The following is a 25,277-nucleotide window of genomic DNA, read 5'->3' as shown; positions in this document are numbered from 1 at the left end:
CGAATCGTCACGCGGCGCTCCCTGCACCCACCTAGTGGGCTGAACCGGGGCGTGCGGCGATGGCCGCCGCCCCGGCGCATGCTCAGCTCTCGTGCGCGAGCAACCAGGCCTTGGCCTCCAGCCCCCACCGGAACCCGCCGAGCGCTCCGCCGATCCGCAGCACGCGATGACACGGCACGAACAGCGCCGCGGAGTTGCGAGCGCAGGCGTTGGCCGCGGCCCTGGTGGCCGCCGGACGCCCGGAGAGTCCGGCGAACTCCGTATAGGTCACCGGTTCGCCGGCCGGTACCTTGCGCAGGACTTCCCAGGCGTGGACCAGGAATTCGCCGGACTGCTGCCGCACCGGAATCGCGTCGATCGCGGTGAGATCACCTGCGTGATAGTCGATGACCGCCTTGGTCACCGCACCGAGCGAATCCCGTTGCCGCAGTTCGGCCGGGCGCAATGTGCTGTGGACGAGGCCGGTCAGCGTGGTCGGGTCGCCGGTCCAGCCCGAGGCGAGTACGGCGCCGTCGGCATCGACGATGGTGGTGAACGGGCCGATCGGCGTGCTGACGGTCGCGACATCGGCGAGACGAAGAGCAGTGTCAGTCATGGGTTTTCGCTTCCTGGAGAGCGGGTTCACGGACAAGCGCGCCACGATGTTCGAGCGCGGTCTTCCACAAGTGCATGGACAGATAGGAGCGCCACGGCGCCCAGCGGGTGGTGTTGGCGAGGTCGATTCCGGCCCGTGCGGCGCCCTGCCGGACCACCAGGTCGGTGTCGAGCAGAATGTCGGGATCGGCCAGGGATCGCATGGTGACGTAATCGGCGGTCCAGGGCCCGACGCCGTCGAGCGCGAGCAGGTCGCGCCGCAGGTCATCGGCGGTGCGGCCGGAATGCAGGACCAGTTCGCCGTCGGCGATCGCGCGTGCCGCGGACACGATGGCGGCCACCCTGCGCGCCGGGCCGGTCAACACTTCGGCACCGTGCTCGGCGATGGCCGCGGCCGTCGGGAACAGCCGCGGCACCGGCCCTTCGATCCGCTCACCCAGCGCGTCCACCAGCCGCGCGAGATGCGTGCCGGCCGCCCGCACCGAGATCTGTTGCCCGATCATGGTGCACAGCAACAATTCTGAGCCCTCCAGGCACCCCGGCACCCGGATTCCCGGCGTGAACCCGTCGGTGCCGCTGATCCCCAGCGCATCGTCGATCCCCATCGGATCCGCATCCAGATCGAGCAGATGCCGCACTCGTGCCACGGTCGGCGCCAGATCGCGCATATCCCGCAATGCCAGCTCGGCCCGCACATGGCCGGGCTGAAACGACAGCCGAACAGTCGCGTGCCCGTGCGGAGTACGCAGGCTGCGCGTGTAGACGTCGTCGTCCCACAGTTCCGTCCCAGCCACCGCGTGTGCCGAGAGGAACCAGCTCAGCCAGCCGGTATCGAGCGGTTCGCGGTACGGCAGCCGCAAAGTCAGCAGACCGGGCGTGCCCGGCGCGACCACATCGGCGCGCGGCGATCGGCGCAACTCGGCCCGCATCGTCGTCGGACTCACCGCGAACACCTCGCGCACCGTGTCGTTGAACTGCCGAATGCTGGCGAATCCCGCCGCGAACGCGATGTCCGACATCGGCATCTCGGTGGTCTGGATGAGCAGCCGCGCGGTGTGCGCACGATGCGCCCTGGCCAGCGCGAGCGGCCCCGCCCCGAGTTCGGTGGTGAGCACCCGCGTGAGCTGACGTTGCGAATAGCCAAGGGTGGCAGCCAATCCCGGCACCCCACCCCGCTCGATCACCCCGTCACCGATCAACCGCATGGCACGCGCGGCCAGGTCGGCCCGCACATTCCACAGCGGCGAGCCGGGCGCGGCATCGGGCAGGCACCGACGGCAGGCGCGATAACCGGCCTGCTGGGCCGCCGCCGCGGTGGGCAGGAACGACACATTGACCCGCTTGGGCGTGATCGCCGGACACGACGGCCGACAGTAGATGCCAGTCGTGCGCACCGCGGTGAAGAACTGCCCGTCGAAGCGGGAGTCACGGGTGGAGACCGCCCGGTAGCAGCCCTCGAAGTCCAAAGCACTGATGGTCACGAGTTCCACAATGGCACCCACTCGGTCGGGGTGCTAGCGGAAATCGGCCATCTACCCGACCCCGGCGGGCCCTGCTCGGTGCCCCGGTGGCGCAGTCTCGAGCGAGACGGTCACCCGAGCGCGAGCTGGCCTTTCGTCAGCTCAGCGACAGATCGTGTCGTCTGGCGTAGGTGTCGCGGCAGCCGATGGCACAGAATCCGATCGTCTTGCCGTCGTGGTCCAGCGTGATCGCACTCTTACCCGCGGTGACCGTCATGCCGCAGATCGGGTCGAGAAGTTTGCCCTCGGGGACGGTGTATTCCCCGGACGCGAGCAGGGCCTGGAACTCCGCGGTGAGTTCGGCCATCACGCCGTCGCTGTCGGTGGCCTTGCCGTTCATGCCGATCCGGCGGTTGGCGATGCCGACGACATTGATCCACAGATCGCCGACGTCGCGGGTCCAGCCGCGGGCACGGTCGACGCGGCCGATGGCGGCGCGGACGGTGCCCATCATGTGGGCGCCCGATTCGTCGCACCAGTCCTCGGGCAGGGTGATGGTGGCGATCACCGGTGGCGCGCCCGATCCCGCGATCGGGCCGTCGCCGGTGTGCCAGTCGCGCAATTCCCGGAACGCGACATGAGTCATCCGCCGCGCGCGCCGCATGGTCGCCTCCGGTGCGTCGTCGGCGCTGGTCATCGTCGCGACGAGGGCGGTGGCGATGGTGTGGTGGTCGTCGGCGGTATAGGTGCCTGCCGGGTGGGCGATCTCGATGAGGAACATGAGTCCATGATGGTTTCGCGCGGGGTCGGCAGTCGATTACGCGGGAGGTAAAGGCGACGGCGTCCTAGAGTGGCGCCTATGGGTGATCAGCCGACGGTGGGATCGTTACTGCGGCAGTGGCGCCAGCGGCGGCGGCGCACCCAGCTCGAGCTGTCCTTGGCCGCCGGTCTTTCGGCGCGTCATCTCAGCTTCGTCGAGACCGGACGGGCCGTGCCGAGCCGGGAGATGATCGAGCGGCTCTGTGACGAACTAGAGGTGCCGTTGCGGGCCCGCAATCATCTGCACCTGTGCGCGGGATACGCGCCGGTGCACACCGAACGACCCCTGCGCGATCTGGGCAGGGTCAGGGTCGCCGTCGAGGCCGTCCTCGCCGGCCATGAGCCGAATCCGGCGGTGGTGGTCGACGCACGCTGGAATCTGTTGTCCGCCAACCGCACCATGACCGGGTTTCTGGCCGCAGTCCCCGCGCACCTGCGCGAGCCGCACACCAACATGCTGCGCGCCACCTTGCATCCGGACGGTCTCGCCGGACAGATCCGCAACCACGGGCAGTGGCGGGAGCACACGCTGCGCCGGGTGCGCCGCCAGCTCGACCGCATCGCGGACCCGGCGTTGGCCGACCTGCTCGCCGAGCTCGAGAGCTACCCGGTCGCAACGGATTCCGGTGAAATCGCCGGTCGCCTCGACGCCGACGTGTGCACGCCGATGCTGCTCGACACCGAGGCGGGTCCGCTGTCGCTGCTCTACGCCGTCACGGTCTTCGGCTCGCCGCGCGATGTGACGCTGGACGAGATCGCCGTCGAGATGTTCTTCCCCGCCGACGACAACACCCGACGGGTACTGGCCGCGATGTCGGCCTCGTCCGGTGTGCTCGTCGGTGGCAACGGTTGAGGTCAGCAGCAGCGGTTGGTGGGATTGCGTTCGGCCTCGGCATAGCGCTCGCGCCAGTAGTCGCGCACCGACGGTACCGGCGCCCCCGGATGGGTGCGGCGCAGGTGGTCGACGTAGCGCTGGTAGTCCTGGCCGCCGTTGATCGCGCTGTACCAGCGCGCGATTCCACGCGCGGCGGCCCAGACTCGCTGGAGGATCGCTCGCGGCCCGGCGACCGCGGTGGTGCTGTCGAGCGGGCCGGCCGCAGCGGTGCGGACGGTCGGTTCGATGAACCGGCCGTCCGCACCGCGGGTGATATTCACACCGGTCATATCAGGAAACGTGCGCCGATCCGGGCGCGCTCACCTTGCCCTCGGCGATCAGCACGTCCCATTCCTTCTGCACGTCCTTCTCCGCGGCGGTGGCGACAAAACCACTGGGGGCGAAGATCTTCGACGGCTGCTCCTCGGATTCGGTGCTGGTCACCGTGCCCGTCCGGATCGCCTTCACGCACACCAGCACACCGACGACGGTGACGATCAGCACCAGCACGGCGAACACGATCGACAGCGTGCCCTGGATGAAGGTGTTGCGGATCGCGATGTCGACCTGCTCGGGCGTCTTGGCCGTCAGGCAGGCCTTACCCGCGTCCTTGGCGGCCTGGCACAGGCTGTGCTGCTTCCAGTAACCGAGCTTGGGATCGTCGGAGAAGATCTTCTGCCAGGACGCGGTCATCGTGACCACCAGATCCCAGGCCAGTGGGATGCCGGGAATCCACGCCCACTTCCACTGCCCGCGCTTGACGATGATCGTGAGTACCACGATCAGCGCGATCGCGGCGAGTAGCTGGTTGGCGATGCCGAATAGCGGATACAGCGCGTTGATGCCACCGAACGGATCGTTGACGCCCATCAGCAGCACCCCGCCCCAGCCCGCGACCACGATCAGCGAGCACAGCCAGGCACCGATCCGCCACGACGGATCACGGAACTTCTTGAACCCACCACCGAAGTTGCCGAGCGCGTCCGAGACCAGGAAGCGCGCCACCCGAGTGCCCGCGTCGATGGTGGTGAGGATGAACAGCGCTTCGAACATGATCGCGAAGTGGTACCAGAACGCCTTCATCGTCGAGCCGCCGAGGAATTGGGAGAAGACCTCGGAGATGCCGACGGCCAGGGTCGGGGCGCCACCGGTGCGCGAGACGACCGAATTCTCGCCCACATCGGCGGCCGCGTCGGAGAACAATTCCGGCGTCGCGGGCGGGCCGGACAGGCCGAGCGAATTCGTGAACTTGGCGGCACCTTCGGCCGTGCCACCGGTGAGTCCGGCCGAGGCGTTCATGCCGAAGTACAGGTGCTGGTCGATGATCGAGGCGGTGATGATCGCCATGACCGCGACGAACGACTCCATCAGCATGCCGCCGTAGCCGATCATCCTGGCATTGGATTCCTTGGCCAGCAGTTTCGGCGTGGTACCCGAGGAGACGAGCGCGTGGAAACCCGAGAGCGCACCGCAGGCGATGGTGATGAAGAGGAACGGGAACAGACTGCCTGCGAACGCGGGTCCGGCACCGGTGTGCGCGAACTCGGAGACAGCGGGCGCCTTCAGCACGGGCATCGTGATCAGGATGCCGACGGCCAGCAGCACGATCGTGCCGACCTTCATGAACGTCGACAGGTAGTCGCGCGGGGCGAGCAGCAGCCACACCGGCAGCACCGAGGCGATGAAGCCGTAGACGATCAGGGCCCAGGCAATGGTGGTGCGCGAGAGTGTGAACCAGTCCGCGCCCCACTCGGTTTCGGATACCCAGCCGCCGCCGATGATCGCGGCGAGCAACAGCACGATGCCGATCGCGGACACCTCGCCGACCGCACCCGGTCGCAGATACCGCAGGTAAACACCCATGAACAGCGCGATCGGGACGGTCATCGCGATGGAGAACACGCCCCACGGGCTCTCGCCGAGTGCGTTCACCACGACCAACGCCAGCACCGCGAGCAGGATCGTCATGATCACCAGAATCGCCACGATCGCCGCGACACCACCGACAGTGCCGAGTTCGTCGCGCGCCATCTGGCCGAGGCTGCGGCCACGTCGACGGGTCGAGGCCCACAGCACCAGGTAGTCCTGCACCGCGCCGGCGAACACCACGCCGACGATGATCCAGATGGTGCCGGGCAGATAACCCATCTGCGCGGCCAGCACCGGACCGACCAGCGGACCGGCACCCGCGATGGCGGCGAAGTGATGCCCGTAGAGCACCCGCCGGTCCATCGGCATGAAGTCTTTGCCGTTGTCGTAGATCTCGGCGGGCGTGGCCACGTCGTCACGCGGCTTGGTGATCTTCCATTCGATGAACCGCGCGTAGAAGCGGTAGGCGATGATGTAGGTACAGACCGCCGCGATCACGATCCATACCGCGTTCACGGACTCGCCGCGCACGAACGCGATGATCGTCCACGCGATGGCGCCGAGCACCGCGATCCCCGCGAACACAGCCTTCTTCGCGGGCGTGATCGGGGTGCGATCGACGACACCGACCGGAGGCAAATCCGGATCGGTCCGCAGATATTCGATGGTCGCCATTGACAACTCTCCTGTATAACGCGCAGAGCCTCGGGTGAAGCATCGACAACGTAGCCGATCCCGGAACTGCGTCGGAGAGATTCGCACACGATCGTGCGCAGAATGAAATTTTGTTCAGCTGGTCATTCGCCGCGGTAGGTGCCGAAGCTCCAGAGGTTGCCTTCCGGGTCGGCGGCGCTGAAGCCGCGGGAGCCGTAGTCCTCGTCGCGGAGTTCGCGGATGATGGTCGCGCCCGCGGCCTCGGCGCGGGTGTAGAGGGCGTCGGGGTCGTCGGTGACCAGGTAGAGGTTCGCGACGCCGGGTGGGCGGGTGCCGAACGGGGTGTCGTTGCGGCCGGTGGAACCGAACATGATGCCGCCGCCCGCGGGCCAGCGCAGTTCGCCGTGCTCGACGATCGAGGCGTCGTTGTCTCGTGCGTAGACCGCGGTGGCTTCGAAACCGAAGGCGGTGGTGAGGAAATCGACCATGGCGCGGGCGTCGTCGAAGGCGAGGCAGGGCCAAATGGTGGTTGTGGTGTTCGTTGAAGTAGCCATGTGTTCAGCCTCGCGCTTCGGCGGCGCTCGGGTCTTGGACGGATGGAATCTCCTCGGCGAGCCACACCGTGGGGGCCACGCCTGCCAGCTCGGCGAAGTCGCGGTTCATATGGGCCTGGTCGTAGTAGCCGCAGGTGGTCGCGATCTGGGCGATGGAGATATAGGACGGCGTGCCGGCGAGCATGCGCCTGGCGCGCTCGAACCGGATGATCCGCGCGGCCAGTTTCGGGCTCGCGCCGAATTCGGCGGTGAACTTGCGGGTCAGGTGCTGGCGGGTCCAGCCGATTCGATCGGCGAGCGGGTTGATCGGGCAGGTGCCGCCGGTTTTGACGAGCGCGCGCCAGGCCATCGACAGTTCGGGCCCCGCGAGAGTGTCGGTTCGCGCCGCCGCGGTCAGGGCGCGATCGCACGCGGCGAACCGGCTCGGCCAATCCTGGTGCGATTGCACAGCATCGGCGAGTTGATCGCCCAGAATCCTTTGCGCTTGGGAACATTCGATCGAGGTGTCCCACAGTTCGCTCGCGGGCATCCCGAACAGCACCCGGCAACCCAGCGGGGTCAGCTCGATCGCCACGCCCTCCTGGAAACCGGTGTGCGCGATCATCGCTGGGCTCGCCTGCAGTCCGCTCAACACACAGCGGTAACTGCCGGGGGCTTGGTGTGGATCGGTCTGCTCGATGACATCGATGGTCGGGCCGACGGCGACGATGAACGTCATGTGCCGGGAGGGCAGGCCGCGGTGCAGGCCCGGCTCGAAACCCACGAGCCGATAGCCCACGTACCGGTCGATGAACGCTGCCAGCACCGGGGCGGGGGCCGCTGTCACCACCTCGGTGGTCGCCTCCATGTTCGCCACGCTACGCCGAGAACACCGGTGGCGACCAGGTCAGACGTCTGCCCGTCTCGGGCGCACTCGCGGCAAGCCCGCGGGAAACCGGCCGCGGTGTGGCATTGCCCACGCGTCCCAGCCTCCGAGGTGGGGTACCCAGCATCCGAAGGTGCTCTCCGCAACGCGGGGGCGGCGGTGAGATTTCGCACTCGCGGGCGCACGGTCTGTGAAAACGCGAGGTCAGCCGGTTAATCTTGCGCCTTCGCTCAATTCTGTAGGAGGTGTCATGCGGCGGGTTCGATACGAACGCAGCGGTGGTTCGGAGATGCTCGAAGTCGTCGCGGCCGAGGTGCCGGTGCCCGGTGCCGGTGAGCTGCTGGTGCGGGTCGAGGCGATCGGGGTGACCCTGTCGGCGATTCGGCGGATCAGCGGCGAGGCCGAGCAGGTGCGCGCCGAGGTGGCCGGTGAGGTCGTCGCGGTCGGTGACGGGATCGACGGCTACAGCGCCGGGTATCGCGTCGTCGGGCTGTGTACCGCTGACGCCTACGCCGAGTACGTCGTCCTCGCGATCGACCAGGTCTCGGCGATCCCGGACGGCGCTTCGGCGGTCGACGCCGTCGCGTTGATGCGCAGCGGTCTCGTCGCCCTCGGCGCCCTCGACACCGCCGCACCGCGCGACGGCGAAACCGCCCTGGTCACAGCCGCCGCGGGTGGTGTCGGCCACCTCGCGGTGCAGCTGGCCCGCGTGCGCGGCGCGAGCTGGGTGGTCGGCGCGGTGTCCGACGAGTCGAAGGTCGACTTCGTGCGCGAACTCGGCGCCGACGAGGTGTTCACCTACGACCAGCTGCACTGCGGCAAGCAGGCCGATTACGCCCTCGACGGCGTCGGCGGCACCGGTCTCGGCGGCACACTCGCCGGTCTCGCCGAGGGTGGCCGCGCGGTCACCTACGGCACCGGCGGCGGCCTCATCGACACCGAAGACCTCCTCGCGGGCGGTAAAACCCTCACCGGTTTCCGGATCGGGCGTCTCGCTCAGCGCGACCCGGCTCGCTACGAGGACCTGCGCCAAGAGGTCTGGCAGTACTACGCCTCCGGTCTGCTGCACCCGGTCGTGCACGCCGAGTTCGCCCTCGACGATGCCGCCGCCGCGCACGCTGTCATCGAGCAGCGCGCCAACCTGGGCAAGGTCGTCCTCGTTCCCTGATCAACGCCCACCGTGCCGTTCGCGGCTCGGCCAGCTGGTCAGGCGCCTGACCAGCTGGCCACAAGGGGGCCGCGAACCCGCCGCGCCGCAGGTGCGGCAAGATAAACACAGTGAGCCTCACCCTCGGAATCGTCGGCCTGCCCAATGTCGGAAAGTCGACGCTGTTCAACGCGCTGACCAAGAACGACGTGCTGGCCGCGAACTACCCGTTCGCGACCATCGAGCCCAACGTCGGCGTGGTCCCGCTGCCCGACCCGCGCCTGAACAAGCTCGCCGAGATCTTCGGTTCCGAGAAGATCGTGCCCGCCGTGGTGTCGTTCGTCGACATCGCCGGCATCGTGAAGGGCGCCTCCGAAGGCGCGGGCCTCGGCAACAAGTTCCTCGCCAACATCCGTGAGGCCGACGCGATCTGCCAGGTCGTGCGCGTGTTCGCCGACGACGACGTGATCCACGTCGACGGCCGGGTCGACGCCGCCGCCGACATCGAGGTCATCGAAACCGAGCTCATCCTCGCCGACCTGCAGACCCTCGAGAAGGCCATCCCGCGCCTCGAGAAGGAAGCCCGGGTCAAGAAGGATCGCAAGCCCCTGCTCGACGCGGCCAAGGTCGCCGAGGGGTTCCTCAACGAGGGCACCACGCTGTTCGCCGCGGGCAAGAAGATCGACGCCGACCTGCTGCGTGAGCTCTCCCTGCTCACCATCAAGCCGTTCCTCTACGTCTTCAACGCCGATGAGTCCGTTCTCACCGACGAGGCGAAGATCGCCGAGCTGAAGGCTTCCGTCGCCCCCGCCGACGCCGTCTTCCTCGACGCCAAGGTCGAAGCCGAACTCCTCGAACTCGACGACGAATCCGCCCTGGAACTCCTGGAATCCATCGGCCAAACCGAACCCGGCCTGCACGCCCTCGCCCGCGCCGGCTTCCACACCCTCGGCCTGCAGACCTACCTCACCGCAGGCCCCAAGGAATCCCGAGCCTGGACCATCCACCAGGGCGACACCGCCCCCAAGGCCGCAGGCGTCATCCACACCGACTTCGAACGCGGCTTCATCAAGGCCGAGATCGTCGCCTTCAACGACTTGGTCGATGCCGGTTCCATGGCAGCTGCCAAGGCCGCGGGCAAGGTCCGCATGGAAGGCAAGGACTACATCATGGTCGACGGCGACGTAGTAGAGTTCCGCTTCAACGTCTAGCGCGAGTTAGCTCGATCGAGCCCGAGCGTGCTGTGTCGCCCCGAGAAAAGCTAGTTCGCGGGAGTCATCTGTGTCTGCTGCATAGGGGTGGGATTCGCGCAGCCCTGTGCAGCTGACTCGCGGCACACCGTCTTTCGGCACCGGTCCGCGCGGGCATTAGCGTTTGATTACCGAGCGCCGAAGCGGCACATCACTTCACGTTTGCCGACGGGGCGAAGCGACTGCGAGAAGCGACGTTCTCGGCATGGATGGTGCTGTCATCTTGCGAGTAGGTTGTTCAGCGCCCGCACTGCCCTGTGCGCCGCGGCGCGGTCGGGATGTGTCCTTGACTGATGCCGTGCGAAGTGATGGGCGAGTAGGTCTCGATCCGTTCGGTCCCATGCTGCTGAGAGCTCAGCTAGTCGCACGGGGCCGAGAAGGTCTGCGACCTCCTCGCCGAGGAAATGCAGTGATGCGAGATCGACATCCAGTTCGGCTCTGATCAGCAGATCGGTGCGAATTTCGTAGAGTGAAGCCGTGATATCGGCGTCTCCCTGGTACCAGGCACAAATCGTCGCGATGTCCTCGGCGTCCTTGTATTCGCCGTTGGCGGATCGATCGCACCATGCCTTCAGCTTCAGCGCGGTGTAGCCCGCTGGCGTCGGAATCCGTACCTGGTAACCGCTCGGAAGTCGCAATTCGATCGAATGTGCGAAGACCTCGCGGAAGCCGAAAACATCAATGGCTTCTTTTCTGCCTGCTAGGGAGGTCGTCCCGACAGGATCTTCGATGTCGCCGAACGGCACCACATCGACCGCCATTCCCGCGATCGAAAACCGGATGTCAGTGGTTCCCGACCTCGGGTGCGCCGCGATGATGCGGCGGTAGGCGGCGTCACCGTCGACGGCGATCGCTACATCGAGGTCGTAGGTGGAGCGAAGTAGGTCGATGCGGCCGAATCCGGTGTGCAGCAAGTCGCGACACTGCGCACCGATGATCATGATCGCCGCGTCGTTGGTCTCGGCGCCCGAGATCAATGCGACCACCACGCTATCGATCAGATCCACTGACCGCTGATCGATCCGGCTGAGGTCAAACAAGATGGTCCTTCCTCAAGCTTTTTGCCACTTCGGATTGCCGCGGCTCCTTCGAAGCCAGGAGATCCGCGTAAACCAACAATGGGGGCGCCGCGGACCTGACGAATTGGCTGTGTTCATCGGACGGAGGAGCCCAGTCAGGTGCTTTCCAGAATTTCTGGCGAACCTCGATGTTCGGATCATCCGACTTCTGCCAGCGGTTGCGGACGGCCTCCGCGAGGTCGAAGTTCTCGGCATAAATTGTGAGTGTCTGTGGCTGCCTGATCATTTCGACAGAAGACTCCCCGCTCACGAGGCATCCTGCGGGCGCACTCCAGCGGTCGATATTTCCGCGAAAGGAGAGGTTCCGGATCTTCGGAAGTAGTGCGCCCCTGAAAGCGGCGGCCCACAGATCGATCAGTTCATCGCGGCGGTGGAGCGATCTGCCGATCAGATAGTCGGCTTCTTTCATGATCTCGAGCGTCGACTGCGTGATCCCTACCGATGTTCCGGCAGCTTCAGCGATTCGCCGGACCGGCATCTCCGCCATGTTCGACCAGGTGAGCAGCACGAAGAGGACCTGCATCCGTCGGCCGCTGAACAGGTTTGCCTCCGCGGCCAGTGGGCTCGATGCCGTGGCGGGACCAGAGCGCCCGCGGATATCGACGAGGACTGGTCCGAAGTTCAGGTGGATATTGCCCGCGTAGTCGATGTAATCGATGTCCGCGGCAACCAGAGCGTCAGCGGTGCGACCGGTGACCCGTGGTCCGGTCACCAGCAGGCGATGCATGTGATCTTGCTGGTCGATTCGTGCCAGCTCGGACAGGGTTGCGCGCGGTAACCAAGCCATCCGATAGGTCGTCTCGAAGCCCTGTCGGCGCACGTCGACAATCGCAGTCTGCTCTGACGTCCAGCGCCGCACGGAGAGGTCGATCGAGTACTCCGCAAGTCTCCGTGCCAGCGATTGTTCGATGTCATCAAGCCGCGTTCGGTCCGACATGTTGTTCATTTTAACTGAACAACATGAAATATTGAACAACGCATCGCTGTAAACCCAAGGAATTCCGAGCCGCTTCCTCTGACCTCTCAGTCCAGCGGTAAGTGACACCTAGGTGGTGTTCTGGGCACCCTCGGGGGTGCGGGCTCAGTACTCGGGGCCCTGATGGTGGGGGGCGGTTCGGCGGAGAGTTGGTGTTGTCACCGCACGCGAACCGGAGGTTCCGATGTCGAACATCAGCACAATCGCCCGCTCGGCCGAGCGTCGTGTTTCGGTGTCGACCGGTGATGGGGTGGAGCTCGCGGTTCGGGAGTACGGCCGGCGAAACGCGGACCTGACGGTTGTTCTCATTCATGGGCATTGCCTGCGGACCGAGTCGTGGACGGATGTGCGGGACGCGCTGTTGCGCGAGCATTCCGGTGCGAAGGTGATCTGCTACGACCATCGCGGGCACGGTGACTCCGCCGCGGCATCGAGGCAGACCTACAACATCGAGCAGCTCGGTCATGATCTGCACGAGGTGCTCGACGTGGTCGCGCCGACCGGGCCGGTCGTGCTGGTCGGGCATTCGATGGGTGGGATGACCGTGCTGACCTACGTCGACCAGTATCGGCACGAGGTCGGGACGCGCATCGTGGGCGTCGGCCTCGTCGCCACCGCCGCGAGCGGGCTCGCCGACGCGGGTTTCGGCCGACTGCTGCACAACCCGATCGTCCCTGTTTTCCAGGCCGCGGTGCGGCGGGCACCGCGCCTGATGCAGCAGGTGAAGGTGCTGGCCTGCAAGGTCTTCGCCCCGGTTGTGCGCGCCGCCGAGTTCGGCGATCGAAAGGTCAGCGCGCGCGTGCTGGCGCTGGCCGAGGCGATGCACAACGCGACCTCGATCGTCACCATGGCCACCTTCCTGAGCGCCTTCAAAACCTTCGACCGCACCGCCGCCCTGGCCACCCTCTCGACCATCCCCACCCTGATCCTGTGCGGCTCCGCCGACCTGATGACACCCCCGTCGCATTCCGTCGCCATGGCCACCGCCGTCGACTACGCCGACCTCGTCCAGATCGACGGCGCGGGCCATTCGGTCATCCTCGAACAGCCCACCCAGGTCGCCGCGGCCATCACCCGCCTGGTCGCCCGCGCAGTTCAGACCGACCGTCCCGTGCGCGCCCAGCTGGCACTCGTCGCCTGAGCAACCAGCGCCTGCTCCAGTACCTCGAGCCCTATGCGGAGGCCGCTCGCACCTGGCTGCACAGCGAGGCCGAGGTTGTCGACACCACCGACCTCACGCCGGCTGAAGCCGCCAAGCGGATCGCGGACGCCGTCATCGGCTGAAGGTCGATCGAACTCACGACTTGGCGACGGCCAGCGCACCGTGCGGGCGGACCTCGCCTGCGGCGGGGTGGTGTAGGCGGGCGAGTTCGATGAAACCGGCCTTGTGGAGGGTTTCGGCGAGGTGGTCGGCGGGCCAGCGGTAGGCGGTGGTCACCTTGTGGGGGAAGGGTTCGACGGTGTCGGCGGACTCGAAGAAGCCGACGACCAGGCGCCCGCCGGGGGTGAGGACGCGGTGGAATTCCGCCAGCACGCTGGGGAGTTCGGTGGGGTCGAGGTGGATCAGGGAGAACCACGCGAGGATGGCGGGGACGGATGCGGTGGGGGCGTCGAGGGTGCGCAGGGAGCCGAGTTCGAAGCCGATGCCGGGGTAGGTGGTTCGGGCGTGGGTGATGAATTCGGGGACGATGTCGATGCCGGTGGCGGGGATGCCGGCGTCGGTTAGGAATTTGGTGAAGTGGCCGGGGCCGCAGCCGAGGTCGAGGACCGGGCCGGGGGCCAGGTGAGTGCGGGCGAAGGCGGTGTCTTCGGGGGGCAGGTCGGTGGGGGAGCCGAAGAGGTCGATGTAGAGGTCGTGGATGGCTGTGTAAGCGGCTTGAACGGTGTTGTCGGGCACCCGGCCGACACTAGCCACTGGACAGGGCATGCCCCGTTTCGTCCATCGTTTGTGTCCGCAAGACCCGGGTAGTCGAATGTAGGGAGCCGTTTTCCCAGTCGTAGACACGAAGGGATCGACGATGCCGATCAAGCCTGTTCGACGCATTGCTCGCGCGCTGCTGGGGACCACATTCGTGGCCGCCGGAGTGAACGGGTTGATGAATCAGAAGCCCCGCGCCGACGCCGCGAACGCGCTGGCCGCGAAGGGCAGGACCGGTCTGCCCGACGCACTGGCCGCGCGGGTGCCCGACGATCCGAGTCAATTCGTGCGAGTCAACTCCGCGGCGCAGGTGGTCGGTGGGTTGTTGCTGGCCAGCGGACGGGCACCGCGGCCCGCGGCACTCGTGCTCGCCGCGACTGTGGTGCCGGGGACCGTCACCGAACAGGACTTCTGGGCCGAGAACGACCCCGACCGCAAAGCAGCGAAGCGGGTGGGTTTCCTGAAGGATCTCGGGTTGCTCGGCGGATTGATGATCGCGGCGGCCGACACCGAGGGCAAGCCGTCGCTGGGCTGGCGGGCACGGCGGGCATTCTCGCGTGAGGAGCCGCGCATCGCGGCCGAGGGCGCTGCCATCGCGGCCGCGGCCAAGGTTCGTGGCGCGCAGCTCGCCGATGTCGCCCACGAGCAGGGCACGCACCTGGCGGAGGTCGCGAACGAGCGCGGTTCGCAGCTGGCCGAGATCGCCCGTGAGCGTGGGCCGCAGCTGGCCGACGCGGTGCGCAATCGCAGTGCACACCTGGTCGAGGTGGCCAAGGACCGTGGCCCCGAGGTGGCCGAAGCCGTACGGACCCGTGGTACCCACCTCGTCGAGGTGGCCAGAGATCGCGGTCCCGAGGTAGCTGAGGCGGCCCGCACCCGCGGTGCCCACATGGCCGAAGTCGCCAAGGAAAAGGGGCCTGAGCTGGCCGAAGCCGCGCGCGAGCGAGGCACCTACCTGGTTGATACGGCCCGCGAACGCGGCTCGGAACTGGCCGCCGCGGCGCGCGAGCGCGAGGAAATCGCAGCGCCTGCCCGTCGGTGGTCGAGGCGATAGGTTCCACCCGGCGAATCCCGTAGGCACTGCGAACTCGGCAGCACCGCCCGCGCGGCCGTCACGGGCGAACCGGCCGGTCAGTACGTGGATGCCCCGACAATCGTGGTCTGGTGCCCCGATGTGGTTGTGGCGCACCATAGATCCGGGGTCGGGCACACCGGCGAACTCACCGCGCAAACCGATAAACCGGGATAATCCGGCGAAACAGGTTTGGCGGTGAGTTCTGGTGTGAATACTGGGCATTCGCAATGCATTTCGACAGAGTGGGATCTATCTGATGTTTTCCGGCCGTGAAACGTCCAAGCCGTACGCCGCTCGGGTCGCAGTGGTGGGAGCGGCGGTGCTGATCGGACTGCTCGGTTCGGCGGGAACCGCTGCGGCACTTCCGGGTTCGGGGTCGGCATCGGGTTCGGCCAGCGGGTCCGCGGACCTGGCATCCGGCTCGGCGTCCGGTTCGGCGGCGGCAGGCCCGGCCGGTGCCTACCTCACCTGGCAGTCGGCGCAGTTCATCCACAACACCTTGCGCATGCTGCTGTCGGTCCCGATGCGCAACGGCTAGTCCCAGGCCTTCTCCCAGCGCTCGGCAGCCCAGTCGCGCACCTCGCCACTGACCAGAATCGCGGGCAGTAGCAGCGCGAAGCCGATCAGCAGGATCGCCAGCCGCACCCAGACGCTGAGTTCGCCGAGGGCGCGGAGCAGCGCGGGCAGGACGCAGAGCGCGGCGAGCGCGACGAGGACGATCGCCGCGAGATTGTATCCGGGGCCGGCGATCAGCGCGGCGCAGGTACCGAAGCAGAGTCCGAGGACAAGACCGCCGACGCCGACGAAGTAGTTGTCCCAGGAAAGCCAGCTCGGGCGGGTAGACCGGTGAGTGACCACGCCGCGCAGCTTAACGCGATCAGCTGTCGCTGTGCGGCGGTCTCGGCCACGGGTTTCGTTCCAGCTGTTCGACCGACTGGTTGAACTTGCGCATCAGTCTGCCGAGTTCGGTGACATCCTCGGCGTCCCAGTCGGCGACGACCTTGCTGAGGTCGCTGCTGCGGTGGCGCCGATCCGCCGCGAGCGCCGCCTTGCCGTCGGCGGTGGCCTCGATCTTGCGCGCGACGCCGCCGTCGGGATCGGGAACTCGTTGTACCAGATCGTGTTTCAGCATCGCGCCGACCTGGCGGTTGATGGTGGAGATGTCGAGCTGGAACGACTCCGACAGCTCGCGCAAGCTCAGTGGTTCGCCGAGATCGAGGCGGGTCAGGATGAGGAACGCCGACCGGTCGAGGAGGAAGCCGGGGCGCCTGCGGGTGGTCGTGGGGAAGTGCCGCGAGATCAGGTTCATCTCGAACACCAGGCGGGTGAACGGGGTGTCGTCGGCGGCGCCGGAATCGGACATGTGCCAACTATGTCGGGTGGGTCACCGCTGAATCAAATTGTGTACTATGCACATGCTGTGTAACGTGCATATTTGTGTCTGTCACCGATGCCGATGTTTCGCCGGCCCCACCCGAAATCCGCCGCCGCCCGGCCCCGGCTGTGCTCATCGCGGTGCTCAGCACGGTCGGCATCGTTGTCTCGCTCATGCAGACGCTGGTCATCCCGATCATCCCGACGCTGCCGACGCTGCTGAACACCTCGGCGTCCAACGCCTCCTGGGTGGTCACCGCCACTTTGCTGGCCGGCGCGGTTTCGACGCCGATCGCCGGACGGCTCGGCGACATGTTCGGCAAGCGGCTGATCCTCGTCAGCAATCTCGGCTTCATGATCGTCGGCTCGGTGATCTGCGCGATGGCGAATTCGCTGCTGCCCGAGGTGGTCGGCCGCTCGCTGCAGGGCATCGCGGTGGGCGCGATCCCGCTGGGTATCAGCATCATGCGCGACGAGCTCCCGCCCGAGAAGGTCGGCGGCGCGATGGCCGTGATGAGCGCGACCCTCGGCGTCGGTGGCGCCGTCGGCCTGCCGTTCGCGGCCCTGATCGCGCAGAACGCGGACTGGCACATGCTGTTCTGGACGGCCGCCGGGATGGGCGTGCTGTGCGCGGTGCTGGTTTTCGTTTTCGTGCCGGAGTCGCCGGTGCGCACGCCGTCGCGCTTCGATTTCGGTGGTGCGATCGGGCTGTCGATCGCCCTGCTCACGCTGCTGATCGGCATCACCAAGGGCGCCGACTGGGGCTGGGGCAGCGGCTCGATCCTCGCGCTGTTCGGTCTGTCGCTGGTGAGTTTCCTCGGCTGGGGCGCCTATGAACTACACCAAGGCGCGCCATTGGTCGACCTGCGCGTGTCGGCCCGTCCGCGCGTGCTGTTCACCAATATGGCGTCGATCGCGGTCGGCTTCGCGCTCTACGGCATGTCGCTGACGTTCCCGCAGCTGCTCATGGCCCCCGAGGCGACCGGCTATGGATTCGGTCTGTCGATGGTGGTCGCGGGCCTGGCGATGGCGCCGACCGGTCTGGTGATGATGCTGCTCTCGCCGGTATCGGCGCGCCTGTCGGCGAAGAAGGGCCCGAAGTTCACGCTGGCGCTCGGCTCGGCCGTGATCGCTGTCGGCTACCTGTGCGCGGTCGTGATGATGGACACCGTGTGGCAGATCGTGCTGTCGGCGGTCATCGTCGCCGGCGGCGTCGGCCTGGCGTACGCGGCCATGCCCGCGCTGATCATGGGTGCGGTGCCGCTGAGCGAGACCGGCGCCGCCAACGGCCTCAATTCGCTGATGCGCTCCATCGGCACCTCGACCTCGGCGGCGGTGATGGGCGTGGTGCTCGCGCACATGACGATGCAACTCGGCCCGCACATGGTGCCGACTCGTTCGGCGTTCCACACCGCGTTCTTCATCTCGATGGCGGGCGCGATCGCCGCGATCGCCTTGACCGTATTCATCCCCATGGGGAAGAAGAAGGTCGGCTGAGTCAGTCCGCGACCGGCGAGTACACCACCAGCGACCAGTCGCGGCGCGGCACCAGGGCGGCGCCGAGGGAGTGCACCGCCATCGCGACCGTCGCACCGGTGTGCGGGTCGCGGAAATGGACTACCGGACCGTCGGGGCCGTGCGCGGTCAGGGGTTCGGTGGTCCAGAACTTCTCCCATTCGGGAGCCCGCGAACACGCTCCGACGATGTCGGCGATCTGCGCCCGCGACGCCAATCCCGGCCCCATGACGCGAAACCCGTAGACGCACATGTGAACCTGGTGTTCCCAATCGACCATGGCGGTCTTGGCGCGAGGGTCGAGCAGCATCCACTCGAGCATCGACACCCCCGCTTCGAGTCCGGGAAAGAGCAGCCGCCACGCGGCATTGGTGGCGAGGACCTCGAAGACCGGATGCAGTTGCAGGCTGGCCGGATGGGTGATCCCGTCGAGCAGCACCTGGTCGGCGGGGCGGACCAGCGACGGTGTCGAGTCGTAGCGCTGAGCGACCGACAGCGCGACGAGGTGGTCGCGAAACATCTCGGGCACCTCGAGCGCGTCGGTGAGCGCGGTGAGCGCCTCCAATGTCGGTGCGCGCGTACCCTGTTCGATCTTCTGGATGAGAGCGGGGGAGATGCCCGCCACCTCGCCGAGTGCCGCCCTGGTCAGGCCCGACGATTCGCGGCGTTCGCGGAGGTATCGCGAGATCGACACGTTCGGGTCTTCCACAATGCGCTCCTGTTTCGGTCACCGGTACAAATTGGGACAGTCGTCTAGCTTGACCGAGGGTAAAGGTTTCGCAAAAATCATGTCAGCCGAGCGGGTGATCGCATGGCTGTCCGGCCGCCGCGCCCAGGCCCATTGTCGGCCTTTGTGCTGGTCGGGCCAGTGTGTTCCGGAGCGGAAAGTGTTCGACACCACCCCCTGCGCGGACGAATGTCGCCGGAGGGGACGGCGTGCGCTCGCTGTGTGCGCGCCGAGAGCGATTGCCGGGTGAAACCCGGGTGGCGCAGGGGTCCATCCGGTGGTCGCCCGTCCGCTTCGGAAAACACGCGTGAGCGGGAACCGAAAGCCCTCGCGATTCGTCCAATAGGGCAGATGGATGAACGAGAGTGGGGGGCGATGACGCAAGTACAGCAACGACCGGGACGCCGCACGTCCTGGATCGCCGGAATCTCCGGCGTGTTGGCGGCGGCGACGGTAGTAGTCGTCGGACTGGTGTGGTGGCAGCACGACTGGGGCGATCAGTTCCCCGCGCTCGACAGTGAGCAGCTCGACGAGCAGCAGATCGTGCTCGTCGACGTCTTGCGTCGTGAGTACGAGCAGCCCGGCGACGGGCCGAAGTACGCCGAGGGTGTCCGCGAGGCCTGGTGCGCCGACTTCGTCAGCTGGACGATGCGCGAGGCGGGCAGGCCGCTGGCGAATCCGAACTCCGGTTCCTGGCGCATTCCCGGCGTGTACACCTTGCAGGAGTACTACCAGCAGGTCGGCCGATTCACCCGCGCCGATGTCGGCTACCGCCCGCGCACCGGTGACGTGGTGCTCTACGGCCCCGGCAGTCCGCTCGGTCAGCACACCAATATCGTGCTGAAGGCCGAGGGCGAGGAGATCACCACCATCGGCGGCAACGAGATGGGCACGGTTCGGGTTCGCACTATCACCCCGTCCGAGACCGCCGATCTGGTCGGTTACGGGCGATTCTGAAATCGATTGGCGCTCAAGACAACTGCGACGATCCTGGACGGCGGTACCACGCTGATACCCGTACCATGGAGCTCGCGGCGCCCGGCAGCGCCGTCGCCAGCTCCTCCGTCCTGCTTCCCCCTCATCGGCAGGACGGGGGAGTTGTGCCACCAGCTGGGGGTTTACCGCCATCCCGTACGGTGTCCGATGTGCGTGTGAAGGTGGACGAAAAGCCACGTCGTGACCCGATGTGGATCGAGTACGCCGATTTCGGCGAACGGTTCGTCACCTACGCGGTGACCGAGGAACGCATCGCCGCCGCGGTATCGGGGATGACCGGGCGCGGCGTGCAGATCGGACCGTTCTCGCTCGGTCCCGCCGGACTTGCCGGTTTCGTGGCCGAGGGCACGCTTGGCACCCCCGTGGTCACCCGCACACCCGGCGACGCGCTGAGCTTCGGCGTGAAAATCCCGCTGACCCTGGCCGTGAAGCTGGTTCTCGGTGGCCGCAAGCTGCGCCTGGCCGCCGTGGTGGAGATCGGGCTCACGCTGCACGCCCGGACTGCCGCTCCGCTGCTGGTCGTGATCGATGTCGCCCCGGTGACCGCCAAGGACGTGAGCTTCACGCTGCGCGCCGAGGCCGTCGACGGCGCCTGGGAGATGCTGCTCGATCCGATCGCGGGCCTGGTGCGCAGCGAGGTCGCCAGCCGGGTCAACGCCATCGTCGGCGACCCGAAGGTCCGCTCGGAACGGGTCTTCGACATCGAGGCGATCCTGGACGGCTACCGCTCACCGCATCGCAACGACACCGTGTTCGACTGGATCGATTACCGCGAATTCGGTCTGCGCTTCTTCACCACCATCGTCACCAGAGACCGCGTGCACGGGGTGGTCGGCCAGATGGCGGGTAGCGAGATCGAGGTGGGGCCGCTGGCCGAGGGCCCGCGCGGCGCGGCCACGGTGACCGTGCGCGGCGCGATCGAGCAGCCGCGGGTGATCGATCGTGGCCTCGGCGAGCCGGGTGACCTGCGAATCTTCGATATGACCCTGCCGGTGGGACTCGACATCACCGTCGACGTCCTCAAAGCCAACCACTACCGCGCCGACCTGGAGATTCCCCTCGTCCTCACGGCACGGGCCGCCGAGCCGCTGCAGATCGTGATCGAGGTGCCGCCGCCCGCGCTCGAGGACATCTCGATGGAATTCAAGGCCAAGGGCCTGCGCGCGGCCACCCTGGCCCGGCTGGCGGGTATCAAGAAGCAGATCGTCGCGCAGGTTGTGGCGGTGGTCAGCACCGAGCTGGCCGATCCGGCCGGCCGCACCATCGACGTGGGCGCGGCGATCGACGGCGCCACCTGAGTCCTGTGACTCGTGGGGCGAATGTTGCCCTTGGTTCTGGCGGTTCCCCTGGGGTTGTGGTGCAATGAGTCGCACGTTTCTAGACTCCCGGCGCGCGATTTTCGGGGAAGGCGCGCCGGGTTCGCTTGCCGGTGAAGGTTGCGCGAAGGAGTCCTGCGATGCGTTCTGTTCCGGTGACCCGGCGGAAGTTCTTCGGCCTCGCCGCCGCCGCTGCCACGATCGGTGCCGGTCTCGCCGCCGCGCCTGCCCGCGCCCAATCCTTCGGCACCATGGTCGATTACGCCGCGGGGGTACCCTCCGCCGCCTCGATCGCGGCCGAGGGTCATATCGGCGTGATCCGATATGTCTCCGAGCGCAGGCCCGGCGCGGAGTGGATGGAAGGTAAACCGCTGCTCGCCGCCGAGGTCGAGGATCTGTGGGCGCACGGCCTGTCGATCGTGTCGAACTACCAGTTCGGCAAGGGCCCGACGGCCGACTGGCGCGGCGGCCTCGAAGCGGGCAAGCAACACGCCGAACGCGGCTGGGCGATCCATACCGCCGCGGGCGGACCGGACACCGCGCCGATCTACGCCTCCATCGACGACAACCCCTCGGAAGAGGAGTTCGACGAGATGATCGCGCCCTACATCGAGGGCTGGCAATCGGTGCTCGGCTCCGAACTCGTCGGCATCTACGCCAACGCCCCGACGATCGACCGCGCGCTCGACGCGGGCCTTGGTTCCTGGTTCTGGCAACACAATTGGGGCACCGAGCGCGGTTTCGTGCACGACGCCGCGCACCTGCACCAATTCGAGATCGACAAGCGCGCGATCGACGGTATCGGCGTCGACCTGAACCGGGTACTGGCCGAGGACTACGGCCAGTGGTGACCTAGGTCTGGCAGTGGCAAGTCGCGCCGCAGCGGATATCGGCCTCGTCGTCGGGCACCACACGCAGCGCTGACCGCATCTCGGGCTCCGCCCACACCCCGCGCCACGACATCAGCGACCACCGCGACAGACCCGACAGCGCCGACCCGATGCTGGCGAACGACAGCGACGAGATCGCGGACCCGAACGACCCGATCGAGCCGATGGACAGCACGGATCCGACACTGCCGATCGAGAGCACCGAATAGGCCGAGCCGATCGACAGGATCGACCCCTCGGATCGGTACGACAGGATCGACCGCTGACTCCGGATCGACCGAACATTCCGGGAAGAACCACGCGTGGTCGCCATCGTCTCGGTCTACCACATCGCGGTGCCCGCGGGAACAGCCCAAAACAACTGAGCCCGATCCGTTCTCGAGGAACGAACCGGGCTCAGTGGCGCTGTCTGCTACACGGTGAAGAAGCCGAGGGTCGGCATGAACGTGCACGTGCGTGGTGCGGCGCCCTCGGCGGCGGTGGTGAGTGACCCCGAGATCACCGCGACGACCCGGCCGTGGCCGGTGTTCGCGACGGCCGACAGGGTGGCCGGACCGCCGGGGTTGATCTTGGCCTCGTCGGTCAGCGTCTGAATCGCGGACTGGCGGGTGTCGAGGTTGAGCCACTGCACCGTCATCGGCGGATTCTGCACGCCGGTCGGCGCCTTGGTGCCGAGCGCGGTGAACACGAAACCGGCCTGACCGGCGGCGGGCCCGGGCGGGGGCAGCTGCGCCGGACCGGCGACCGCGAGCGCGGTGCCGACCGAATCGGCGCCGTCACCGATGCAGCCCTTGCCGATGGTCGGGTACAGGAACTGCGCGATGGCCGGGCCGTCCTGCGGGAGCTCGGGACCGCCGCCGCCACTGCCGTCGAGGAAGGTGATGATCCGCTCGAGGGTGGACTTGATGGCGGGCGGCAGATTCAGCGTGGCCAGCAGTGCGCGCGCCTGATCGAGCAGGGCGGTCTGTGGGCTCGCGACGTCGGCCGGACCGGCGACCAGGCCTGCCACGGCGGGGGCGAAGGCGGCCAGCGCGTCGACCGGCACGCCCTCGGGCACCATCGGGACACTGATCGGCGCCGCCTGGGGGGCGGGCGCTGGTGCGGCAATCGATGCAGGCGCGGCGAGCATGGCGCCTGCCGCGATGGCGAGAGCGGTCGTTGCGATCCGCGATCCTCGGCTACGAAGCACTTGTCTAGCCGTCCTTACCTCGATGGTGCGATGGGCGAGGGTTGTCGAGCCCAACATGTCGGGGGTCACTCTAAGGACAACGCCGCCGTGTTGTACAGCCGCCGGGCCCAAGGTGGCGCACCAGCCGAAACGATGTTCATCGACGCTAGCCCCGCATGGAGTTACACCTGGGGATTTTGATGCAAATGTTACCCATGGTGTCGCCGCGGCTGGTGGACGCGGGGGTCGTTGGGCGCCCGGTTAAAGTAGCTGAGCACCCGCGAAATGGCGCCCGGCGCCACCGATGCCGACCGAAAGCCTGGCCTTGAACAGACACCTCCGATGGGCTCTCGCGCTGCTCGGACTGTCCGTGCTCGCCCGGCTGGCCTGGATGCTCTTCGCCCCGAACGGGCTCAACGTCGTCGATCTGCACGTCTATGTGGACGGCTCGGCCGCGCTGCTCACCGACCGGCTCTACGACTTCACCTACTCGGAGGTGACGCCGGACTTCCCGCTGCCGTTCACCTATCCGCCGTTCGCCGCGCTGGTGTTCTTCCCGCTGCACTATCTGCCGTTCACCCTTGTCGCGGTCGGCTGGATGCTGGCCACGGTCGCCGCCCTCTACGGCGTGATCCGGATCAGTTTCGAACTGCTGCTCGGCGCGGAGCAGGCGAAGCGGACGCCGTGGCTCACCGCGGCCGTCGGCTGGACGGCGCTCGGCGTCTGGCTCGAGCCGGTGCGAACCACGATCGACTACGGCCAGGTCAATGTGTTCCTGGTGTTCGGGGCGATGCTGGCCGTGCGCAGCGCGAGCTGGTGGATCTCGGGCAGCCTCGTCGGCGTGATCGCCGGCATCAAGCTGACCCCGGCCATTACCGGCCTGTACTTCGTGGCGCGGCGGCGCTGGGCGACGGTGCTGTGGTCGGCGGCCGCCTTCGGGCTGACCGTCGCTGTGAGCTTCCTCATCAACGCACACGAGGCGAAGCGCTATTTCGGCACCCTGCTCGGTGACGCCGACCGGATCGGCCCGGTGGGTTCGGTCTGGAACCAGTCGCTGCGCGGCGCGCTGAGCCGCATCCTCGGGCACGACGTGCAGTCGGGGCCGTGGTGGATCGTCGCGGTGCTGATCACCGCCGTGCTGGCGTTGCTCGCCTGGCGCACCCTCGGCGCCGACGATCGGCTCGGCACCCTGGTGCTGGTGCAGTTGTTCGGGCTGATGATCTCGCCGATCTCCTGGTCACACCACTGGGTGTGGCTGATCCCGACCGCGTTGTGGCTGCTCTACGGGCCGTTGCGGAACGAGCGTGTCGCGCGGATCATCGCCGGGTTCTGGGTGCTGACGATGCTGGTCGGCGTGCCGTGGGTGCTCTCGTTCGCGCAGCCGACGATCTGGACGATTCCGCGTCCGTGGGCGCTGGCCTGGCTCGGCGCGGTCGATGTGATCGGCGTGTTCGTCCTGCTCGGCTGGATGATCTGGCACGGCCGCGACACGCTGCGCGGACAACTCCCCGGCCGTCGCACGGCCGAGGTGCCCGCGGGCTGAGGCTCAGCCGACGATGTCGTCGATGGTGTGCGCCATCGCCGTATCGAGCGAGGTGAGACCACCCTCCGAGTGCGTACTCAGCGTGAAACGCAGTGTGCGCCAACGGATATCGATGTCCGGATGGTGGTCGGCCGCCTCGGCCGCGACGGCGACCTTGCGCACCGTCTCGATGCCGGCGAGGAAGCTCGCGGCCTTTACCGTGCGGGTGATCGCGTCACCGTCGCGCGACCATTCCGGCAGGGTGGCCAAGGCGATGGTGAGCTCGGGGTCGGAGAGCAGCGGAGCACCCATACTTCGGTTGTACGCCTCATGGGCGCGCCCGCGCAGCGTTCGGCTACTTGGCGCGCGCCAGCTTCAAGGCCTTTTTGAGATCTTTACCGCACGTTCCGGCAGCCTCGGCCTTCTTCATCCGCATGATGACGACGGGGCATTTGAAGCAGCGCGTCTTCTTCCTGCAGCACTTTTTCTTCGGCTTCAGGCTCGAGACCTTCTTCGCCTTCACCTTGCCCATGGGAGTTAGCCTAGCCTAAGTACAAAGCCTGACACGAGGGTGCCCCCGCGCAACCGGTAAGCTGTAACAGGCCGCGATGCCAGATGAATGCGCGCCAAACACC

The 25,277-nt window shown here is 67.2% G+C and carries 28 protein-coding genes; 11 read left to right on the top strand and 17 right to left on the bottom strand.

Features of this window, described 5'->3' with window-relative positions; genetic code table 11:
• Positions 1-82: 82 nt before the first annotated feature.
• The 3 genes from ACQHI0_RS23250 to ACQHI0_RS23240 all read right to left on the bottom strand — a co-directional run bounded on the left by ACQHI0_RS23250 (position 83) and on the right by ACQHI0_RS23240 (position 2,835).
• Positions 83-595 carry a methylated-DNA--[protein]-cysteine S-methyltransferase gene (locus ACQHI0_RS23250; protein ID WP_427903945.1) on the bottom strand — a complete coding sequence of 171 codons (513 nt, stop codon included), beginning with the start codon at positions 593-595 and terminating at the stop codon, positions 83-85.
• Positions 588-2,084, bottom strand: coding sequence for an AlkA N-terminal domain-containing protein (locus ACQHI0_RS23245; RefSeq protein WP_427903944.1), 1,497 nt, complete (start codon positions 2,082-2,084; stop codon positions 588-590). Before ACQHI0_RS23245 ends, ACQHI0_RS23250 begins: the two co-directional genes overlap by 8 nt.
• A gap of 127 nt (positions 2,085-2,211) precedes the next feature.
• Positions 2,212-2,835, bottom strand: coding sequence for a hypothetical protein (locus ACQHI0_RS23240; protein ID WP_427903943.1), 624 nt, complete (start codon positions 2,833-2,835; stop codon positions 2,212-2,214).
• Positions 2,836-2,913: 78 nt separating this feature from the next.
• On the opposite strand from ACQHI0_RS23240, the gene ACQHI0_RS23235 reads away from it, so the two are divergent.
• Positions 2,914-3,726: a helix-turn-helix transcriptional regulator gene (locus ACQHI0_RS23235; RefSeq protein ID WP_427903942.1), complete on the top strand. Its 813-nt coding sequence runs from the start codon at positions 2,914-2,916 to the stop codon at positions 3,724-3,726.
• A gap of 2 nt (positions 3,727-3,728) precedes the next feature.
• On the opposite strand, the gene ACQHI0_RS23230 is transcribed toward ACQHI0_RS23235, so the two are convergent.
• From ACQHI0_RS23230 to ACQHI0_RS23215, 4 genes are all read right to left on the bottom strand, one after another.
• On the bottom strand, positions 3,729-4,037 hold the full coding sequence (locus ACQHI0_RS23230) for a YbdD/YjiX family protein (protein ID WP_427903941.1): 309 nt from the start codon (positions 4,035-4,037) through the stop codon (positions 3,729-3,731).
• A 1-nt stretch (position 4,038) separates the two neighbouring features.
• Positions 4,039-6,291 (bottom strand): carbon starvation CstA family protein, encoded by a 2,253-nt coding sequence (locus ACQHI0_RS23225; protein ID WP_427903940.1) that lies wholly within the window; start codon positions 6,289-6,291, stop codon positions 4,039-4,041.
• A gap of 122 nt (positions 6,292-6,413) precedes the next feature.
• Positions 6,414-6,824, bottom strand: a complete 411-nt coding sequence (locus ACQHI0_RS23220) for a VOC family protein (protein ID WP_427903939.1) — start codon at positions 6,822-6,824, stop codon at positions 6,414-6,416.
• A gap of 4 nt (positions 6,825-6,828) precedes the next feature.
• Positions 6,829-7,671: a helix-turn-helix domain-containing protein gene (locus ACQHI0_RS23215; RefSeq protein ID WP_427903938.1), complete on the bottom strand. Its 843-nt coding sequence runs from the start codon at positions 7,669-7,671 to the stop codon at positions 6,829-6,831.
• Positions 7,672-7,939: 268 nt separating this feature from the next.
• Between ACQHI0_RS23215 and ACQHI0_RS23210 the strand changes: the two genes are divergently transcribed.
• Together ACQHI0_RS23210 and ychF are read left to right on the top strand one after the other, a co-directional pair.
• The gene (locus ACQHI0_RS23210; protein ID WP_427903937.1) at positions 7,940-8,857 is read left to right on the top strand and encodes a quinone oxidoreductase family protein; all 918 of its coding nucleotides are present in this window, start codon (positions 7,940-7,942) and stop codon (positions 8,855-8,857) included.
• A gap of 110 nt (positions 8,858-8,967) precedes the next feature.
• Positions 8,968-10,047, top strand: coding sequence for a redox-regulated ATPase YchF (gene ychF / locus ACQHI0_RS23205; RefSeq protein ID WP_427903936.1), 1,080 nt, complete (start codon positions 8,968-8,970; stop codon positions 10,045-10,047).
• Positions 10,048-10,304: 257 nt separating this feature from the next.
• Here ychF and ACQHI0_RS23200 read toward each other — a convergent pair whose 3' ends face one another.
• Both ACQHI0_RS23200 and ACQHI0_RS23195 read right to left on the bottom strand, forming a co-directional pair.
• Positions 10,305-11,093 carry a hypothetical protein gene (locus ACQHI0_RS23200; RefSeq protein ID WP_427903935.1) on the bottom strand — a complete coding sequence of 263 codons (789 nt, stop codon included), beginning with the start codon at positions 11,091-11,093 and terminating at the stop codon, positions 10,305-10,307.
• Positions 11,094-11,118: 25 nt separating this feature from the next.
• Positions 11,119-12,102, bottom strand: coding sequence for a type IV toxin-antitoxin system AbiEi family antitoxin (locus ACQHI0_RS23195; protein ID WP_427903934.1), 984 nt, complete (start codon positions 12,100-12,102; stop codon positions 11,119-11,121).
• Between the two features lie 223 nt (positions 12,103-12,325).
• Here ACQHI0_RS23195 and ACQHI0_RS23190 point away from each other — a divergent pair, with 223 nt between their 5' ends.
• Positions 12,326-13,282: an alpha/beta fold hydrolase gene (locus ACQHI0_RS23190; protein ID WP_427903933.1), complete on the top strand. Its 957-nt coding sequence runs from the start codon at positions 12,326-12,328 to the stop codon at positions 13,280-13,282.
• Between the two features lie 156 nt (positions 13,283-13,438).
• Here ACQHI0_RS23190 and ACQHI0_RS23185 read toward each other — a convergent pair whose 3' ends face one another.
• The gene (locus ACQHI0_RS23185) at positions 13,439-14,038 is read right to left on the bottom strand and encodes a class I SAM-dependent methyltransferase (protein WP_427903932.1); all 600 of its coding nucleotides are present in this window, start codon (positions 14,036-14,038) and stop codon (positions 13,439-13,441) included.
• A gap of 121 nt (positions 14,039-14,159) precedes the next feature.
• Between ACQHI0_RS23185 and ACQHI0_RS23180 the strand changes: the two genes are divergently transcribed.
• Together ACQHI0_RS23180 and ACQHI0_RS23175 are read left to right on the top strand one after the other, a co-directional pair.
• On the top strand, positions 14,160-15,113 hold the full coding sequence (locus tag ACQHI0_RS23180; protein ID WP_427903931.1) for a DoxX family protein: 954 nt from the start codon (positions 14,160-14,162) through the stop codon (positions 15,111-15,113).
• 277 nt (positions 15,114-15,390) lie between these two features.
• Positions 15,391-15,672 (top strand): hypothetical protein, encoded by a 282-nt coding sequence (locus tag ACQHI0_RS23175; RefSeq protein ID WP_427903930.1) that lies wholly within the window; start codon positions 15,391-15,393, stop codon positions 15,670-15,672.
• Here the strand turns inward: ACQHI0_RS23175 and ACQHI0_RS23170 are convergent.
• Positions 15,669-15,992 carry a hypothetical protein gene (locus ACQHI0_RS23170; protein ID WP_427903929.1) on the bottom strand — a complete coding sequence of 108 codons (324 nt, stop codon included), beginning with the start codon at positions 15,990-15,992 and terminating at the stop codon, positions 15,669-15,671. The genes ACQHI0_RS23175 and ACQHI0_RS23170 overlap by 4 nt on opposite strands.
• Positions 15,993-16,011: 19 nt before the next feature.
• Positions 16,012-16,497, bottom strand: coding sequence for a MarR family winged helix-turn-helix transcriptional regulator (locus ACQHI0_RS23165; RefSeq protein ID WP_427903928.1), 486 nt, complete (start codon positions 16,495-16,497; stop codon positions 16,012-16,014).
• 140 nt (positions 16,498-16,637) lie between these two features.
• Between ACQHI0_RS23165 and ACQHI0_RS23160 the strand changes: the two genes are divergently transcribed.
• Positions 16,638-18,005, top strand: a complete 1,368-nt coding sequence (locus ACQHI0_RS23160) for an MFS transporter (RefSeq protein WP_427909273.1) — start codon at positions 16,638-16,640, stop codon at positions 18,003-18,005.
• A 1-nt stretch (position 18,006) separates the two neighbouring features.
• Here the strand turns inward: ACQHI0_RS23160 and ACQHI0_RS23155 are convergent, their stop codons facing one another.
• The gene (locus tag ACQHI0_RS23155) at positions 18,007-18,732 is read right to left on the bottom strand and encodes a helix-turn-helix domain-containing protein (protein ID WP_427903927.1); all 726 of its coding nucleotides are present in this window, start codon (positions 18,730-18,732) and stop codon (positions 18,007-18,009) included.
• 393 nt (positions 18,733-19,125) lie between these two features.
• Here ACQHI0_RS23155 and ACQHI0_RS23150 point away from each other — a divergent pair, with 393 nt between their 5' ends.
• The 3 genes from ACQHI0_RS23150 to ACQHI0_RS23140 all read left to right on the top strand — a co-directional run bounded on the left by ACQHI0_RS23150 (position 19,126) and on the right by ACQHI0_RS23140 (position 21,913).
• Positions 19,126-19,707: a CHAP domain-containing protein gene (locus ACQHI0_RS23150; protein WP_427903926.1), complete on the top strand. Its 582-nt coding sequence runs from the start codon at positions 19,126-19,128 to the stop codon at positions 19,705-19,707.
• A 188-nt stretch (positions 19,708-19,895) separates the two neighbouring features.
• Complete coding sequence (locus ACQHI0_RS23145; protein WP_427903925.1) at positions 19,896-21,044, top strand: hypothetical protein; 1,149 nt, start codon at positions 19,896-19,898, stop codon at positions 21,042-21,044.
• A 158-nt stretch (positions 21,045-21,202) separates the two neighbouring features.
• The gene (locus ACQHI0_RS23140) at positions 21,203-21,913 is read left to right on the top strand and encodes a DUF1906 domain-containing protein (RefSeq protein WP_427903924.1); all 711 of its coding nucleotides are present in this window, start codon (positions 21,203-21,205) and stop codon (positions 21,911-21,913) included.
• A gap of 1 nt (position 21,914) precedes the next feature.
• Here ACQHI0_RS23140 and ACQHI0_RS23135 read toward each other — a convergent pair whose 3' ends face one another.
• Together ACQHI0_RS23135 and ACQHI0_RS23130 are read right to left on the bottom strand one after the other, a co-directional pair.
• Complete coding sequence (locus ACQHI0_RS23135) at positions 21,915-22,265, bottom strand: hypothetical protein (RefSeq protein ID WP_427903923.1); 351 nt, start codon at positions 22,263-22,265, stop codon at positions 21,915-21,917.
• A 99-nt stretch (positions 22,266-22,364) separates the two neighbouring features.
• A complete protein-coding gene (locus tag ACQHI0_RS23130; RefSeq protein ID WP_427903922.1) occupies positions 22,365-23,141 on the bottom strand; it encodes a hypothetical protein in 777 nt (258 codons plus the stop codon).
• A 283-nt stretch (positions 23,142-23,424) separates the two neighbouring features.
• Here ACQHI0_RS23130 and ACQHI0_RS23125 point away from each other — a divergent pair, with 283 nt between their 5' ends.
• A complete protein-coding gene (locus ACQHI0_RS23125) occupies positions 23,425-24,663 on the top strand; it encodes a mannosyltransferase (RefSeq protein WP_427903921.1) in 1,239 nt (412 codons plus the stop codon).
• A 3-nt stretch (positions 24,664-24,666) separates the two neighbouring features.
• On the opposite strand, the gene ACQHI0_RS23120 is transcribed toward ACQHI0_RS23125, so the two are convergent.
• Together ACQHI0_RS23120 and ACQHI0_RS23115 are read right to left on the bottom strand one after the other, a co-directional pair.
• A complete protein-coding gene (locus ACQHI0_RS23120) occupies positions 24,667-24,954 on the bottom strand; it encodes a 4a-hydroxytetrahydrobiopterin dehydratase (protein ID WP_427903920.1) in 288 nt (95 codons plus the stop codon).
• 43 nt (positions 24,955-24,997) lie between these two features.
• Positions 24,998-25,174 (bottom strand): hypothetical protein, encoded by a 177-nt coding sequence (locus ACQHI0_RS23115; RefSeq protein WP_194826542.1) that lies wholly within the window; start codon positions 25,172-25,174, stop codon positions 24,998-25,000.
• Between the last annotated feature and the right edge of the window lie 103 nt (positions 25,175-25,277).

Source organism: Nocardia sp. FBN12, assembly GCF_050320175.1.
Classification (GTDB): domain Bacteria; phylum Actinomycetota; class Actinomycetes; order Mycobacteriales; family Mycobacteriaceae; genus Nocardia.
Note: the sequence above shows the minus strand (reverse complement) of the source record. Positions and strands in the feature narration are given on the sequence as shown.

Bases quoted from the DNA above. Each gene is read 5' to 3' on its own strand.
- ACQHI0_RS23220 (WP_427903939.1), bottom strand. From the start codon at position 6,824: ATGGCTACTTCAACGAACACCACAACCACCATTTGGCCCTGCCTCGCC.
- ACQHI0_RS23235 (WP_427903942.1), top strand. From the start codon at position 2,914: ATGGGTGATCAGCCGACGGTGGGATCGTTACTGCGGCAGTGGCGCCAG.
- ACQHI0_RS23125 (WP_427903921.1), top strand. From the start codon at position 23,425: ATGCCGACCGAAAGCCTGGCCTTGAACAGACACCTCCGATGGGCTCTC.
- ACQHI0_RS23175 (WP_427903930.1), top strand. From the start codon at position 15,391: ATGTTTTCCGGCCGTGAAACGTCCAAGCCGTACGCCGCTCGGGTCGCA.
- ACQHI0_RS23195 (WP_427903934.1), bottom strand. From the start codon at position 12,102: ATGTCGGACCGAACGCGGCTTGATGACATCGAACAATCGCTGGCACGG.
- ACQHI0_RS23165 (WP_427903928.1), bottom strand. From the start codon at position 16,497: ATGTCCGATTCCGGCGCCGCCGACGACACCCCGTTCACCCGCCTGGTG.
- ACQHI0_RS23215 (WP_427903938.1), bottom strand. From the start codon at position 7,671: ATGGAGGCGACCACCGAGGTGGTGACAGCGGCCCCCGCCCCGGTGCTG.
- ACQHI0_RS23150 (WP_427903926.1), top strand. From the start codon at position 19,126: ATGACGCAAGTACAGCAACGACCGGGACGCCGCACGTCCTGGATCGCC.
- ACQHI0_RS23140 (WP_427903924.1), top strand. From the start codon at position 21,203: ATGCGTTCTGTTCCGGTGACCCGGCGGAAGTTCTTCGGCCTCGCCGCC.
- ACQHI0_RS23115 (WP_194826542.1), bottom strand. From the start codon at position 25,174: ATGGGCAAGGTGAAGGCGAAGAAGGTCTCGAGCCTGAAGCCGAAGAAA.
- ACQHI0_RS23250 (WP_427903945.1), bottom strand. From the start codon at position 595: ATGACTGACACTGCTCTTCGTCTCGCCGATGTCGCGACCGTCAGCACG.
- ACQHI0_RS23225 (WP_427903940.1), bottom strand. From the start codon at position 6,291: ATGGCGACCATCGAATATCTGCGGACCGATCCGGATTTGCCTCCGGTC.
- ACQHI0_RS23230 (WP_427903941.1), bottom strand. From the start codon at position 4,037: ATGACCGGTGTGAATATCACCCGCGGTGCGGACGGCCGGTTCATCGAA.
- ACQHI0_RS23190 (WP_427903933.1), top strand. From the start codon at position 12,326: ATGTCGAACATCAGCACAATCGCCCGCTCGGCCGAGCGTCGTGTTTCG.
- ACQHI0_RS23135 (WP_427903923.1), bottom strand. From the start codon at position 22,265: ATGGCGACCACGCGTGGTTCTTCCCGGAATGTTCGGTCGATCCGGAGT.
- ACQHI0_RS23240 (WP_427903943.1), bottom strand. From the start codon at position 2,835: ATGTTCCTCATCGAGATCGCCCACCCGGCAGGCACCTATACCGCCGAC.
- ACQHI0_RS23180 (WP_427903931.1), top strand. From the start codon at position 14,160: ATGCCGATCAAGCCTGTTCGACGCATTGCTCGCGCGCTGCTGGGGACC.
- ACQHI0_RS23120 (WP_427903920.1), bottom strand. From the start codon at position 24,954: ATGGGTGCTCCGCTGCTCTCCGACCCCGAGCTCACCATCGCCTTGGCC.
- ACQHI0_RS23210 (WP_427903937.1), top strand. From the start codon at position 7,940: ATGCGGCGGGTTCGATACGAACGCAGCGGTGGTTCGGAGATGCTCGAA.